General features: G+C 72.6%; 15 protein-coding genes and 2 pseudogenes. 6 read left to right on the top strand and 11 right to left on the bottom strand.

What is annotated here, in order from left to right; translation table 11 throughout:
- Nucleotides 1-3: 3 nt before the first annotated feature.
- Nucleotides 4-843 (top strand): SidA/IucD/PvdA family monooxygenase, encoded by an 840-nt coding sequence (locus G6R25_RS31190; protein ID WP_336500395.1) that lies wholly within the window; start codon nucleotides 4-6, stop codon nucleotides 841-843.
- Nucleotides 844-901: 58 nt separating this feature from the next.
- On the opposite strand, the gene G6R25_RS02555 is transcribed toward G6R25_RS31190, so the two are convergent.
- A complete protein-coding gene (locus G6R25_RS02555) occupies nucleotides 902-1651 on the bottom strand; it encodes a LysR family substrate-binding domain-containing protein (protein ID WP_163551518.1) in 750 nt (249 codons plus the stop codon).
- 59 nt (nucleotides 1652-1710) lie between these two features.
- Between G6R25_RS02555 and G6R25_RS02550 the strand changes: the two genes are divergently transcribed.
- Complete coding sequence (locus G6R25_RS02550; RefSeq protein WP_163551517.1) at nucleotides 1711-1998, top strand: LLM class oxidoreductase; 288 nt, start codon at nucleotides 1711-1713, stop codon at nucleotides 1996-1998.
- Between the two features lie 41 nt (nucleotides 1999-2039).
- Here the strand turns inward: G6R25_RS02550 and G6R25_RS02545 are convergent, their stop codons facing one another.
- Together G6R25_RS02545 and G6R25_RS25975 are read right to left on the bottom strand one after the other, a co-directional pair.
- Complete coding sequence (locus tag G6R25_RS02545) at nucleotides 2040-2705, bottom strand: response regulator (protein WP_163551516.1); 666 nt, start codon at nucleotides 2703-2705, stop codon at nucleotides 2040-2042.
- Nucleotides 2702-3475: a sensor histidine kinase gene (locus tag G6R25_RS25975; protein ID WP_235947189.1), complete on the bottom strand. Its 774-nt coding sequence runs from the start codon at nucleotides 3473-3475 to the stop codon at nucleotides 2702-2704. Before G6R25_RS25975 ends, G6R25_RS02545 begins: the two co-directional genes overlap by 4 nt.
- A 1004-nt stretch (nucleotides 3476-4479) precedes the next feature.
- Between G6R25_RS25975 and G6R25_RS25970 the strand changes: the two genes are divergently transcribed.
- Nucleotides 4480-4803, top strand: coding sequence for a hypothetical protein (locus G6R25_RS25970; RefSeq protein ID WP_235947187.1), 324 nt, complete (start codon nucleotides 4480-4482; stop codon nucleotides 4801-4803).
- 257 nt (nucleotides 4804-5060) lie between these two features.
- On the opposite strand, the gene G6R25_RS25965 is transcribed toward G6R25_RS25970, so the two are convergent.
- Nucleotides 5061-5327, bottom strand: coding sequence for a hypothetical protein (locus G6R25_RS25965; protein ID WP_235947185.1), 267 nt, complete (start codon nucleotides 5325-5327; stop codon nucleotides 5061-5063).
- Between G6R25_RS25965 and G6R25_RS02535 the strand changes: the two genes are divergently transcribed.
- A complete protein-coding gene (locus G6R25_RS02535; RefSeq protein ID WP_235947183.1) occupies nucleotides 5320-5925 on the top strand; it encodes a hypothetical protein in 606 nt (201 codons plus the stop codon). The two genes, G6R25_RS25965 and G6R25_RS02535, sit on opposite strands and share 8 nt — an antisense overlap.
- Nucleotides 5926-6210: 285 nt before the next feature.
- On the opposite strand, the pseudogene G6R25_RS02530 reads toward G6R25_RS02535, so the two are convergent.
- The 4 genes and pseudogenes from G6R25_RS02530 to G6R25_RS02515 all read right to left on the bottom strand — a co-directional run.
- Nucleotides 6211-6804 (bottom strand): annotated as a pseudogene (locus tag G6R25_RS02530) (class I SAM-dependent methyltransferase); the annotation flags it as partial.
- Nucleotides 6805-6902: 98 nt separating this feature from the next.
- Nucleotides 6903-7268, bottom strand: a complete 366-nt coding sequence (locus G6R25_RS02525) for a VOC family protein (protein WP_136449559.1) — start codon at nucleotides 7266-7268, stop codon at nucleotides 6903-6905.
- On the bottom strand, nucleotides 7258-7419 hold the full coding sequence (locus tag G6R25_RS02520; RefSeq protein ID WP_235826530.1) for a ribbon-helix-helix domain-containing protein: 162 nt from the start codon (nucleotides 7417-7419) through the stop codon (nucleotides 7258-7260). The genes G6R25_RS02525 and G6R25_RS02520 overlap by 11 nt, the downstream gene beginning before the upstream one ends.
- Before the next feature lie 454 nt (nucleotides 7420-7873).
- On the bottom strand, nucleotides 7874-9307 hold the full coding sequence (locus tag G6R25_RS02515; RefSeq protein WP_163551514.1) for an acyltransferase family protein: 1434 nt from the start codon (nucleotides 9305-9307) through the stop codon (nucleotides 7874-7876).
- A gap of 246 nt (nucleotides 9308-9553) precedes the next feature.
- Here G6R25_RS02515 and G6R25_RS02510 point away from each other — a divergent pair, with 246 nt between their 5' ends.
- A complete protein-coding gene (locus G6R25_RS02510; protein ID WP_163551513.1) occupies nucleotides 9554-10849 on the top strand; it encodes a hypothetical protein in 1296 nt (431 codons plus the stop codon).
- Nucleotides 10850-10982: 133 nt separating this feature from the next.
- Here the strand turns inward: G6R25_RS02510 and G6R25_RS02505 are convergent, their stop codons facing one another.
- A complete protein-coding gene (locus G6R25_RS02505; RefSeq protein WP_136449503.1) occupies nucleotides 10983-11591 on the bottom strand; it encodes a TetR/AcrR family transcriptional regulator in 609 nt (202 codons plus the stop codon).
- Nucleotides 11592-11675: 84 nt separating this feature from the next.
- On the opposite strand from G6R25_RS02505, the gene G6R25_RS02500 reads away from it, so the two are divergent.
- Nucleotides 11676-12389 (top strand): SDR family oxidoreductase, encoded by a 714-nt coding sequence (locus G6R25_RS02500; RefSeq protein ID WP_235947181.1) that lies wholly within the window; start codon nucleotides 11676-11678, stop codon nucleotides 12387-12389.
- A 27-nt stretch (nucleotides 12390-12416) separates the two neighbouring features.
- Here G6R25_RS02500 and G6R25_RS02495 read toward each other — a convergent pair whose 3' ends face one another.
- Both G6R25_RS02495 and G6R25_RS02490 read right to left on the bottom strand, forming a co-directional pair.
- Nucleotides 12417-12767 carry a type II toxin-antitoxin system death-on-curing family toxin gene (locus tag G6R25_RS02495; protein WP_163551511.1) on the bottom strand — a complete coding sequence of 117 codons (351 nt, stop codon included), beginning with the start codon at nucleotides 12765-12767 and terminating at the stop codon, nucleotides 12417-12419.
- Between the two features lie 137 nt (nucleotides 12768-12904).
- Nucleotides 12905-13312: pseudogene (locus tag G6R25_RS02490) on the bottom strand (hypothetical protein); the annotation flags it as partial.

The following is a 13312-nucleotide window of genomic DNA, read 5'->3' as shown; positions in this document are numbered from 1 at the left end:
TGAGTGAACGGGTCTGGCACAACCACGACCTGCTGGGCCGGGTGGCCGCCATGCCCCCCCGCGGTGCGCCAGCGGTTCGTCGTCGTCGGCGCCGGCCAGAGCGCTGCCGAGGTCACCGAGTTCCTGCACACCCGGTATCCGCAGGCCGAGGTGATGGCCGTCTTCGCCCGGTACGGATACAGCCCGGCGGACAACAGCTCGTTCGCAAACCAGATCTTCGACCCGGCCGCCGTCGACGACTTCTATGACTCCCCGCCCCCGGTGAAGGACATGCTCAACGCCTACCACCGGAGCACGAACTACTCGGTGGTCGACATCGACCTCATCGACGAGCTGTACCGCCGCGTCTATCAGGAGAAGGTGCACGGCCGGGAACGCCTGCACATCATGCGGGCCTCCCGACTGACGGACCTGCGCCGGCTCGACGACGGCATCGCCGCCGACGTCGAGTTCATGCCGACCGGGCGGCGCGAGACCATCGAGGCCGACCTCATCGTCTTCGCCACCGGATATCGCTCCCGGGACACCCGGCAGATTCTCGGCACCATGTCCGAGCACTGCCTCGACGACGCGGCCGGCCGCCCGCTACTCGGCCGCGACTACCGGCTGATGACCGGGCCGCCCGCCAGCGCCGAGCTGTATGTGCTCGGCGCCACCGAACACTCGCACGGAATCTCCTCGACGCTGCTGTCCAACGTCGCGGTCCGTGCCGGTGAACTGCTGCAGTCGGTGGTCGCGCGCAGCGCCGCCGCACGCGCCGCCGCACGCGCAGCCGGACCCGGAGCCGGACCCGAGTCGGCGGCCGGGCGCAGTGGCGAGCTCGGCGAACTGGCGTCCCGCTGACCGCGTGGCCCCCGGGGCCCCCGCGGGCGGCGAGTGCGCAAGGGGCGGTGAGGCGTCGTCACTCCCCCACCTTCGGCCCGGTCGAACCGAACGCGGCAGCGAGGCTCTGGACGCAGGCCTGCGCCTTCGCGGTGGAGACCACCAGGCAGCCGCGGGCGGTCAGCGGCGGATCGAGCCGGCGGACCGACGCCTTCGAGGTCTCGGTGTCGAGGCCGGCGACGGATCCGGCGTCGGCGTAGATCAGCGCCCACGCGGGCGGTCCGTTCCCGATCTCGACGAGGGTGTCCGCCGCGTCGCAGGCCGGGCGGCCCAGGCGCGGCTCGAAGCCCTCGGCTCGACACGCGTCGAGAGCGAAGTCATGGAAAGGCGGATCGCAGGCCCGCGCGGGGATGCGCAACGGCAGGTCGGTCAGGTCGCGCAGCCGTACCGCCGGCCGCCGGGCCAGCGGGTGCGACGCCGGCAGGGCCACCGCCACCGGTTCCGGCCACAGCTCGAGGACCTGCAGACCCTCGCCCGCGGGGGCTGCCCGCAGCAGCGCCAGGTCCATCTCCCCGCGGGCGACGGCGGCAAGCTGCTCGACGACGGGTATCGCGACCAGCTCCAGCTCGATGTCGAGGTCGCTGTTGGTCTGTCGCAGCATTTCCAGCCCGCGTGCGAGTCGGGCACCGAGGCCCGGGCTCATCCCGATCCGCAGGACGCGGGACGGCGTCGCGGCCAGCTCCGCGGCCACCGCGGTGACCCGATCCACCGCTGCGAGCACCGCCCGCGCCTCGACCAGCAGCCGTTCGCCGTCCGGGGTGAGCCGCACTCGACGCGACGAACGATCGAGCAGCCGAAGGCCGACCTCCCGTTCGAAGCTATCCGCCCGTGGTCGCCGGCGTCTGTCTGAGCCTCACCCACCACCCCGACGGGGTGCGAAGCTGGGTCCACGACCGGTTCGGCGCGGCTTCGTGCCTGCCGAGCTACCGCGCCGTCTTCGACCGCGAAGGCGTCGCCGGTCCCGCGGACACGGTTCTGGCCGGCGACGAGACCACCCTGGAGCGCAAGATCAGCCGGTTCGCGGCCGCCGGGGTGACGCAGCTGCAGGTCATCCCCTGCGGCTGCGCCGCCGAGCAGGACCGGACCATCGAGTTCGCCGCCACCCTGGCGCTCTGAGACGGTTCCTCCAGAGCTGACCCGGCTCGGGCGGATAGGTGTCAGATGTCGCCGAGGCCGGCCCGGCGGGCGTGGATGATGGCGGCCGCGCGGTCGGGAACCTGAAGTTTGGTCAGGATGCTGGAGACGTTGTTGGCGACGGTCTTCGTGGTGAGGCCGAGGTGACTGGCGATCCGCGTGTTGGGCCAGCCGTTGGCGATCAGGCTGAGGATTTCCCGTTCTCGGTCGGTGAGTTGGGGGAACGGCGTGGGCGGCGGGGCGGGGTCGGTGAAGGCGCGTAGCACGCGGCGGGCGACGTCGGGTCCGAAGACGGCGTCGCCGCGAGCGACGGCGCCGATGGTACGTACGACGTCTTCCTGCTGGGCTCCTTTGAGCAGGTAGCCGTGTGCGCCGGCACGCAGGGCGGCGAAGACGAACTCGTCTTCGCCGTACATCGTGAGCATGACGACGGCGACGTCGGGGTGGTCGCGGCTGATCCGCCGGGTGGCCTCGACGCCGCCGATGCCGGGCATCTCGATGTCCATCAGGACGACGTCGGGGTGCAGGGCGGCGACGCGTTCGACCGCTTCCTCGCCCGACGTCGCCTCGCCGACGACGTCAATCCCGTCCACGGAGTCGAGCAGCACGGTCAGACCCTCGAGGACGATGCGGTGGTCGTCGACGACCACGACGCGGACGGCCGGCGGTGAAGGCGGCGGCGCGGTCATTCCACGTTCCCGGCCGGCGCGATCATGCTGACTATGGCGCGGCCCGCGACCGGGACCGGCGACCAGGCTGGCGTCGGGTGCGGTGCGGGTGACCGCAGCGCCCCGGGCGCGGGGACGGCCGTGGCCAGCGAGAGCGGCAGGGTGACGTGGACCTGCCCACCCGTGGGCGTGGGACCGGCGATCCAGGTACCGCCGAGTGCGGTGGCTCGTTCACGCATCGAGGTCAGGCCGACGCCGGGCGTCCAGCTTCGGCCCGGCGGCCCGTCGTCGCGGATCTCGACGGTCAGGCGGTTGTCGCAGCCCACGACGACGGCGCAGGTGGATGCGCGGGAGTGACGCGTCACGTTGTTCACGGCCTCCGTGATGATCCGGTACGCGGCGATCTCGACGGCGGCGGGCAGCGGCGGGAGTTCCTCGGGCGCCGAGAGTACGACGGGTATCCCGGCGTGATCGAGGTGCTCGCGCAGGGCGGCCAGCAGCCCCAGTTCGTCGAGGACAGGCGGTCGCAGTGCATAGACCAGCCGGCGCAGGTCGGCCAGCGCGCTGGTCAGTTCGGTGCGGACGGCGGCCAGCAGCTGGGAGGCCCGCGGCGGGTCCTTCTCGGTCAGGTTGCGGGCGGCGTCGACCTTGGACGCGGCGGCGGTGAGGACCGGGCCGAGTCCGTCGTGCAGGTCCGCGCGCAGGCGGCGGCGTTCCTCCTCGGCCGCGGCGACGATCCTCTCCCGCGAGCGCACCAGCGCCTCGGTGAGCAGGACGTTGCTGGCGGCCACGGCGACCTGCCGGGCGATGTCGGTGAGCAGCCGGGTCTCGCGGGGGTTCAGCGCGGCCTAGCCGGAGCGCAGGCCGACGGCGAGGGCGCCGATGTCCTGCCCCTGGTGCACGAGCGGGAAGCGGACGGTCGGCGTGGTCGTCATACCCGGCGCGGGGAAGAGGGGGTGGACGATGCGGCGGGTCGTTGCCCTCCTCGGCGCGCATCTCGACGCTGGCCGACGGCAGCCGCAGGGCCACGACGAGGGCCTCGAGCAGGCCCGGCAGCAGCTGCTCGGCGTCGGCGGCCGCTTCCACCCGCGCGGCCACCTGGGTGACCACCGCGTACGGTTCGTCGCGCTCGCTGTAGAGGAAGCGGTTCACGAGGCGTTGGACCCGGCGGCGGGCCGGGGCGAGGCTGAACGCGGCGCCCAGGGCGGCGAGCACCGTCCACGGGCCGCCCACGCTCTGCCCCGCCAGCGTGATCACCCCGACGGCCGCGCCGTAGACGGCGGCGACGAACGCGGTCAGCAGGACGTAGACGAGGGTGCGGTTGAGCACGACGTCGATGCCGTAGACCTGGTAGCCCAGTACGACGGCCGCGATCACCAGCAGCTCGACGAACGTTCCGACCGTGGCGATCAGATCACCGGCGGGCACCGCGACGACGATCGGAGTGATCACGATGCCGACCAGGTTGACCACGGCCAGCCACCGCAGCACCTGACGCTCCTCCCCCGAGGCCCGCAGCCACCGCAGCACGATGGTGAACGCGGCGAGCACCAGGCCGCCGGCGAACAGCGGCACCTGCACCCACTGCGGCAGCAGGGAGCCGACGCCGACCGACTCGGTGCCGAGGGGGTTGGCGAGCCGGCCGAGTCTGTCGGCATCGGGGCTGTCGGGCAGCGAGAGCGGGCCGACCACGCCCCAGAGCAGTCCGACCGCGCACAGCCCGATGCTCACGATCGCCAGCCAACGCACGCCGCCCCGGGGCAGGCGACCGGCCGGGAAGGTGGCCCAGATCAGGGTGAGGGCCAGCGGCTCGGTCGCCGCCCCCCAGCTCGCCGACCACAGGGCGACCGCCGCCCCCGGCAGCCAGTGGCCCTGTGGTCGGCGACAGGACGCACCAGCCGGTTCCGGCCGCGCCCAGCGCGTGCCCGAGCGCCGCCGCGAGCGCGAGCCAGCCGAAGCGCACCTCGGGCCGCCGAACGGCCAGGTACCAGCCGGGGGCCCCGAACTCGCGGCCTGGCTACGCGCGTCGGTGGGCGGCGTCAGCACGGTGTGGCGGTTGAGAACCATCATCACGACGGCGAAGACGAACAGGGCCGCGACGAGCGCCGCCCAGGCGTGAGCGACTATCCGCCACGGGGACCGGGGCACGGCCGGGACCAGCGGCGACGTGTTCGCCGACCCGACATCACTTTCCTGCACGGGCCCAGTGTCGCGCCTGCCCGATCCCGTCGACCCGGGAATTCCTCCCGGCCAGCCCGGGAAACGAGGTCATCCAGATCCCGCGGAGGCCAGGACTGTCTCCCGGACCGGACGGGAACCCCGACCCGGGTCAGCGGGAACGAGGCGACCGCACGATCGGTGGGCCGCGATGACCGGTCAGCCCGACCGGTCCGGCCGAGATCCGATCGGGAGACAACGATGAAGATCCGCAGCACCGGCGGGCAGAGCCGCCGTCGATGGACCGCCGGCGCCGGCGCCCTCGGCCGTTCTGCTCACCGCCTGCTCCGGCTCCGCCAGCTCGGGCGGGTCCGCCGGCGCGGCGGGTGCGTCGGCGGTCCCCGCCGCCACGGTCAGGGTCTCCGCCACGGCCGCCGCCACCCACGCGGCCTGCGCCGCCGCGCTGGCCAGCGACTGGGTGAACATTCCCGGGATCGATCCCGACGGGCCGCCGGCCTCCGCCGCCCAGTTGGCCGCGTGGGCGACACCGCTCCAGACCCATCTCACCGCACTGCGCGCCGGCGTCCCGGCCAGCCTGACGGGCCAGGTCGAGGTGCTGGCGGCGGCCGTGCGGGGGGCCCAGGGCGGAAAGCCGGTGAACACCGACGACGCCTCGCTGAACGCCGCGCTCGCCGCGGTGAACGGCTGGGTGCACGACTTCTGCGGCTACACCACCCTGGACGTGACCGACAACGGCGGTGTCCTGACCGGCGTGCCATCGACGCTACCGGCCGGCCCGATGGTCCTGAAGTTCACCAACACCGGCGCTGACGCCTCGAAGGCCGGCTTCATTCTGCTGCTCGGCAAGCTCCACCCCGACCAGAGCACGACCGTGGCCGACGTGAGTGCCGGCAAGACCGACCTCGGCAGCGTCGCCGACATCGTCACGGTGGCCCAACCCACCGGATCCGCCCCGGCCTACGGCTTGACCACGCTGCGCCCCGGCAGCTACCTCCTCGCCTCCCCCACCGGGCAGCCCCCGACGTTCAGCGGCACCCTCGCGGCCGGTTTCACCGTGGGCTGATCGCCTCGCCGTGCCCGACGGCCAGGCGGACGGCACGCGCGTAGGCCTGGACGCCGTAGCCACCGATTCCCGCTCCCGCGCCGGCTCAGGTGGTCGCCACCAACAGATGCTCCGCGCTGGACGGACGAAGACCGTCGGCCCGGCCGGCGAAATAGCGCGTCGCGAGGTCGCCCGCCGAGACGTGCCGGGCGTCCCGGAGCCGGCGTCGAGGGCCAACGCCACCAGTTCGGACGGTGCAAAGAAGCTGACGAAGGGTGTCCCGGCCGTCCGGGCGGCCCGCTCCGTCGCCTGACGGGACAGGCGTTCGTCCGTGTCGACGAGCTCCAGCGGCAGCTGGAATGTCATGACCAGGGTGGAGCCGGGGGCGAGAGCCGCGGCCTGGCGCAGCAGGTCCGCGTTCGCACTGCAGGTGAGGTACATGGACAGGCCGTTGGCGGCCACGACCGCCGGCCGCTCAGCGTCGAAACCGGCTGCGACCAGCCCCTCCCACCAGGACTGGCCCGTCTCGAAGTCGATCGGCACGAGCCGCAGCCACGCCGGCGGGCCATAGCCGAGCTCACCCAGCCGCCGTCGCTTCCATGCCTGCGGGCCGGGCTGGTCGACCTCGAACACCCGCAGGTCCGCGGCGATCCGCGGCTGACGCTGAGCGAAGGTGTCCAGCCCGGCGCCGAGCAGGACATGCTGGCCGGCCCCGAGGCCGGCCCGCGCCACGATGAGATCCTCGACGAACCGGGCCCTCGCCACGACGGTGGCCCGGACCCGGCTGGTGGCCTGCGGATCCATGTCAGGACGACGCTGCCAGCCGACGTCCGGGTCCGCCAGCCGCAGGCCGATCCGGTCGTCGAGCACATGCGGCGGCGGATCGATCTCGGCATGCATGGCCCGCCACAGCGCAACCCGCACCGCTGTGCCGTCGGCCTGCGATATCCGCTCATCCAGCATGATGTGCCCAGTCCTTTCGATGCGGTGAGTCGCGGCTACGCGTCGGACGCGGCCACCCCGTCCGGCAGCGGAGCCTCGAGGCTGACCGTCCGGCCGTCGGGATCCCGCACGAGCGCCTCGACCACCCCCCAGTGCCGGGCAGTGAACGGCTGGGCGAAGTCGGGTTCCCGGTCCGGTGCGAAGGCGGTGGAGTCCGCGACCCGCAGGACGGGGTACGTCGCCAGCTCGCCCTCATGCCGCTCGACGATGAGGATGTACGGGCCGCCGGCCGGATGGACCCACTGACCGGATCCGTGATCGGTCTCGAACACGTTCGCGAAACCCAGCGACGACCAGAACGCCGCCGTCGCGCCATAGTTGCGGGTCGTGACGTGGAATCCCTCGATTCCCTCAGTCGCCATGCGGGCGCTCCCCTCGGGATCGGGCGACGCGCTCGAGGTACTCGGCCAACGCCACCTCAACGATTGCCGACAGCGACTGCTCGGTGTCGACTGCGTGATGCTTCACTGCGCGGATCAGATCAGGCGGCAGGTAGACGTTGAACTGCCTCACGTCGCGACCACCAGCCATGCGAGCATGCTATGGAGAGCTCGGCAAGAACATCCGATCCGTCGCACCGCGATCCCCGGTGATCTTGATGTTCCGCGAAACCGTGCCACAGGTCCGAGCGGATCCATGGCCCATGCCGATGCTCCGTCCAGACCCGGCCCACGCCGTCACCCCCCCACACGCACTACAACCTGCCGCCCCCAGCGGTCGCGCCGAGAATTGCTGGAGCCTGATGACGGTTGCGGGCACCGCAAACTGTCATGAACTTCCGGCAACTGCCGACCGACCTATGAGCAGGACCGGCATCGACCGACCTTCGCGTGACCGTGTGTGTTGTCAGCTTGGCGCCGGTCTTCGTCCTGTACATCGGTCTCGCACTGGGTGCGACGCTGTTCCACTCGGGACGGGAAGATCCGTCAGCATGCTGCGGGGGTGCTGCGCCGCCTGCTGGACGTGCTCACGCACCGGGTATCACGGTGACCGCGCCGGCCGGCCGAGCAGACCACGACCGTGCGCGCCGCTGGATGGGCTGTTCGAGCAGGTAGTACGACGCGGCCGCCAGGGCCACCGAGATCAGGCCGACCACCACGATCGCCGGCCACCGGCCGAGCGCAGCGGTCAGGTCGTGGCCCCAGTGCGCGACCACGGGAAAGTGCCAGAGGTAGAAGCCGTAGGAGACCCGGCCGAGCCAGGCCAGCGGGCGGGCGGCGAGGGCCCGGAACAGCCAGCTCGTCGTCGCGCCCTGTTCCAGGGTAAGGATGAGGGCGCCGGCAAGCAGGGCGACCATCGTGTAACCGCCGCGGGACAGCAGGGCCGACCCCTCGCCCCAGCCGCTCGGCGCGGTCACCGTCGCCACCGCCAGCAGCCCGAGTGCGGTCGGACCGACCACCGGCAGGATGGCCCCGACGCGGTCGAGACGCCGCCGCCAGCACAGCGCCGCTCCAGCCCCGCCGGCCGTTTCAGCCCCGCCGGCCGCGCCGCTCTCGTCGGCCGCTCCCTGGCGCGCCGCCCGCAGCCAGGCAGCGAGCGCGCAGCCGACCAGCAGCGCGTCGGCGCGGGTGTCCAGGGCGAAGTACGTCCGCGTCCCCGGGGCCCCGGACGTGACCAGCGCGTTGCGCCACAGCGCGACGCCGGCCACCCCGCCCAGCAGGACCGCGGGCAGCCGGCGGGCCAGCCACGGCAGGCGGCACAGGGCCACCAGCACCAGCGGCCACAGCAGGTAAAACTGCTCCTCCAGCGACAGCGACCAGGTGCGCCCCAGCCAACCGGCGCCCGTACTCTGCCGCACCACCTGGAAGTAGTTGTTCACGTACAGCGCCGAGGCGGCGAGGCTGTCGAGGAACTCGCTGCGCTCGCCGGCCGTGCCGATCCCCAGCAGGACGACCGCCGTGAGGCCGACGAGGGCCAGCAGCCAGAACGCGGGCAGCAGCCGGTAGGCCCGTCGCAGGTAGAACCGCGCGAGGGACACCCCACCGGTCCGGTCCCATTCGGCCAGCAACTGCCCGGTGATCAGGAAACCGCTGAGCACGAAGAACACGTCGACGCCCAGGTAGCCGCCGCGCAGCGAGTCCATGTGGAACACGAGCACGCACAGGACCGCGAGCGCCCGGACGCCGTCCAGCGCGGGGTTGCGGCCGCCGCGCCCGGCACCGCCCCGCTTCGGCGCCCCGCCCGCCCGGGCGGCCCGCACCTGGGCGGCGGCCGGCCTGGTCGGACCGGACGTCCGGACCTCCGGCCGCGGCTGGCCGGGACTCGGTGGCTGGCCGGGCAGCCGCGACGGCGGGTCGGCCAGCAGGGTGCCCATCCGGCGGTCCGCCGCTGCCGAGTGCCTGGGCGACACCGCTGCGGCGCGGGGCGCTGCGCGTTCCGGGTCGTGTCCGTGCTCAGCCATCCACGCTCCCCTCAGAACTGCCGGACTGCCCGACTGCCCGTCTCCTCTCCGTTCGCCCCCTTCGTATCCCGCCAACCTGGGCGTTTACTGTCAGGCGGACCCTGCGACCCCGACGACGAGACCGACTTTCGGCATCCAGAGAACTACGCAGCGAAGTCATTCCCCGCGGGTGCGGGTTGAGCCGCCGGCGCCCGGCCGAGTCCGCCGGCAGCCGAGGGCGCGCCGGTCGACAGATAGGTTGTTTGCGTGCGGGACCAGGGCACGACCTCCACGGATGTCCGGGCGGCCGTCCTGTCCGCCGCCGTCATCGGGGGCGTGGCCGGGGCGGCCCTCGGCGCTCACCGAGGGCGACGCGGGGTCGGCCTGGGCGGTCTCCTGGGAGCGGTCGCGCTGGCGGCCTCCGAGGCGGTCGCCCGTGCTAGGCGACCGGGCGAGATACCCGCCCTGTGGCAGCGGATAGCGACCAGCGCGGCGCTCGTCGCCCCCGCCGGGTGGGCGGCCGGGCGGTTGGTCGGCGCCGGCCCCATCACGGTCGGCGCGGCGACCGGAGGCGTCGGCGGCCTGCTGGGGCTCAGGCCGCAGAAGGTGCTGCTCGGGCCGCTGTTCGGAGCGGCGGTGGGCACGGCGCTCGCGGCGCGCGGACGACCGGTGCCGCCGGCGGTGGCGGCCAGCATCACGATGGCGGCCTACCGGAGTATCTCGCCGCTGGTCTTCCGCGATCCGCAGGTAAGCCTGCTCGCCGAACGGGTCCCCGCGCAGCAGCTGCCCTTCGTCGTCCCCCGGCAGGCCCGCTCGCGCCGGGTCGGCACCGGCTACGTCCGGGAGCTGGCCGAGGAGCTCGGCGGCCACTACGTCGCCGACGCCGCCGACGTGGGGATCGTCGCCTCCCTGGACGACCTCGCCGGCCCGGACCTCGACCCCGCCGGCGTCGACCCGCTGGTCCGCGAGTTCTACGAGCACACCACCCGGTTCACCCTCGACATCGTGCCGCGATGGCGCCTATGGGTGCGTCCCGGCTACCTGCTGTATCGAACCGCGCTGGCCCGCCCGCTGGGGCAGGCGAACGTGCCGATGAACCAGCGGGAAACCCAGCGCGGCATCCTCAGCCGCATCGACACCATCACCCTGCCGGGCGCCGAGGCGGTGGCGGTTCGCGGCTGGATCCGCTCGTTCGCCGATACCGACGAGCCCATCTACGTCGGCATCTACACCACCTACCGGGACCACGACCGGGGCTACGTCAGCGTCGGTTTTCCGCTGCCGCAGGCAAGTTTCACGGCGACGCTCCTGCCCCGTGGCCGGTCCGACGGCGGGCTGACCCTGACCAGCCGTAGCGCTCAGGATCACCCCGGCCACTACCTCGCCTATCGCGACCCGACGGACGGGAGCCTCACCGCCCTGGCGGTCCACGGCTTCGCCGAGGAGCTCGACGTCTACCGGAACGAGGGCGAGCTACGCGCCGAGCACTCGTTCTTTCTCTTCGGGATCCCTTTTCTCGTCCTCCACTACCGCATCACCCGCCGGCACCCGAACCCGGTGTGAGACCCCGGACGACCCCGTGCTCGCGGGTGCCCGCGCGCCCGTCGGGCTGAGGCGAAGCCCCCTCAGGTCTCAATCGCCAGGACGAGGGCGGCGACGCGCGGACACCGCCGTCCTGATCACGGGAGGCCCGGCTCTACGGGAGCCCCGGTTCTGGCATCCGGGCCAGGCGCGGCTCGCGGTCGGCCTCGATCGCCTCGACGACGAGGGCGGCGGTGGTGTCGGCGAGTGTCTCGTCGAGCGCGGCATGACCGACGAGGAGGCGGTACCACAGCAGGCCGTAGGTCACGTCGGACAGGTACTCGGACAGTTCCGGCGACGCACCGTGCCGCTGCAGAATCGAGCGGAGGACGGCGCGCCGCGCGGCGGTGAATCGGTGCAGCACGTCGGCGAACTGGGTGTCCACCAGCGCCTCCGCGGCGATGGCCCGCAGGATCGGCGCCGTCCGGTCGCTTGCTGCCCCGACGTAGGTGGCCCGCAGGAACGTCCGTAGGTCGTCCGTGGCCGCGCCGCCCGGATCCGGGACCGTGGCCTCGGCGTAGTCCTCGGCGGCCTCCAGGACGATCACCGCCCGCGACGGCCACCAGCGATAAATGGTCTGCCGACCCACCCGGGCCTCGCGCGCGATGGCCTCGATCGTGACGTCCTTCATCTCGGACCGGCGCAGCAGGCTGATGGTGGCGGCGAGGACGGCGCGGCGGGCGGCCTCGTTGCGGCGTCGGCCGGTGTGCGGACGGGAGACCATCTCGTCATCATCCCATGGTTGTCGAGACGGACTGTCCTGATAACCTTATCGAGACACGATGAATCGACATCGGGACGGATGGCGATGAACATTCTGATCATGGGCGGCAGTTCCGGCATCGGCGAGGCCACCGCCCGAGCCTTCCTGGACCGTGGTGACCGCGTCACGATCACCGGCCGCGACAAGACCCGGCTCGACGGGGCGCTGGCCCGGCTCGGTGCCGGCGCCGAGGGCGAGGCCGTCGACGCAACGGACGCAGCCGCGGTCGAGGCGACGGCGCGCCGCCTCGCGCCGATCGACGTGCTCGTCCTGGCGCTCAGCGGCGGTCAGGGCGGCGGCCCGTTCCGCCACCTCGGCCTGGACGACCTGCGCGGCGGGTTCGAAGGGAAGCTCTGGCCGCAGCTCACGGCCCTCCAGCGCAGCCTCGACGCGATGGCTCCCGACGCCGCGATCGTCCTGGTCACCGCCGGATCCGCCCACGTCGCGCTGCCCGGCACGGCGGGGCTCGCGGCCATCAACGGGGCGTTGGAGGCGATGGTCGGTCCGCTCGCGGCCGAACTCGCGCCGTTGCGCGTCAACGCCGTCTCCCCGGGAGTCGTCGACACCCCGTGGTGGGACGGCCAGAGCCCCGAGATGCGGGCGGCGACCTTCGAGTCCTTCGCCACCTGGCTTCCGGCCGGCCGCGTCGGCCGGCCCGGCGACATCGCGGCGGCGATCGTCGCGCTGGCCACCAACGGCTACGTCACCGGCACCGTGCTGGACTGCGCCGGAGGTGGCCAGCTCGCAATGGGACGCTGAGCACGGAGTCGGACCCCCGACGACCGATCAGGCGTCCCATTGCTGGACGTCGGCGATCCCCTGCGCCGCATCCATGACGAGCGCGAATGCTTCCTCCTTGACGAGGTCGGTGGTATAGCCGTTGATGTCGAGGAACACCACGGCTGCGAGCCAGGCCAGGCGCTTGTTGCCGTCGACCAGAGGGCGGCTTCGGACGACGGAGTCCAGGAGCGCGGCCGCCTTCAACGCCAGAGTCTGATACGCATCCTGACCGAATGCGCTGGAGGACGCGCGGGCAGCTGCCGCGTCGAGAAGACCGACATCCCGAACCGGGCCAGTCCCAAGACCGCGCACGAAGTCGAGCAGGTCCTCCAGGTCGAGATATTCGACAGCATTCACACCGTACCCAGGCGAGTGAGCACGTCCCCCCACCGAGTAATCATGCGATTCGCGCTGCCCGCCACCCGGGCCTCAGGCCCGCCCGCTCGTAACGCTCCAGCACGGCACGGCGAATGATCTCTCGCCGCAAGATGCCCTCAGCCTGCTGCGTAGAGATCGGCTGGACCGACGAGCAGGATGTCCGGTGACTCGCTGGCCGCCGTCACCAGGGGTTCGCTGAAGCCCGCGGCGCTGAAGCAGGCCAGGCGGGCGGTGGCTGCGCCAGGGCGGTCCTGGGCGCCCAGCAGGTCCCGGATTCGTCTGAGGCGACCAAGGTGGGCGAGGCCCATCGTGTCGCCCCATTTTGCCTCGCCGATCGTCAGGAGACGTTCCCGCCCCTGGTCGTCGTCAAAGCCGAAGGCGACGACGTCGAGTTGGTGGCTGGCGCGGGCGGACGGGTCGTTGACGATGCCCGAGGTGACCCGGCTGACCAGAGTGGCGCCGAGCCGTTGCGGCGTGGCGTGGCGTGGCGCGCGGTCCAGTATCGGCACACCTGCTCGAAGTGG

The organism is Candidatus Frankia alpina, assembly GCF_902806485.1.
In the GTDB taxonomy this organism is placed as follows: Bacteria; Actinomycetota; Actinomycetes; order Frankiales; family Frankiaceae; genus Frankia; species Frankia alpina.
This window is presented reverse-complemented; position numbering and strand designations above follow the sequence as displayed.

What these genes read in the sequence shown, in the direction of transcription:
- G6R25_RS02545 (WP_163551516.1), bottom strand. Translation starts at nt 2,705, where the DNA reads ATGACCGCGCCGCCGCCTTCACCGCCGGCCGTCCGCGTCGTGGTCGTC.
- G6R25_RS25965 (WP_235947185.1), bottom strand. Translation starts at nt 5,327, where the DNA reads ATGTTCACCCAGTCGCTGGCCAGCGCGGCGGCGCAGGCCGCGTGGGTG.
- G6R25_RS02525 (WP_136449559.1), bottom strand. Translation starts at nt 7,268, where the DNA reads ATGGCGACTGAGGGAATCGAGGGATTCCACGTCACGACCCGCAACTAT.
- G6R25_RS02515 (WP_163551514.1), bottom strand. Translation starts at nt 9,307, where the DNA reads ATGGCTGAGCACGGACACGACCCGGAACGCGCAGCGCCCCGCGCCGCA.
- G6R25_RS02505 (WP_136449503.1), bottom strand. Translation starts at nt 11,591, where the DNA reads ATGGTCTCCCGTCCGCACACCGGCCGACGCCGCAACGAGGCCGCCCGC.
- G6R25_RS02500 (WP_235947181.1), top strand. Translation starts at nt 11,676, where the DNA reads ATGAACATTCTGATCATGGGCGGCAGTTCCGGCATCGGCGAGGCCACC.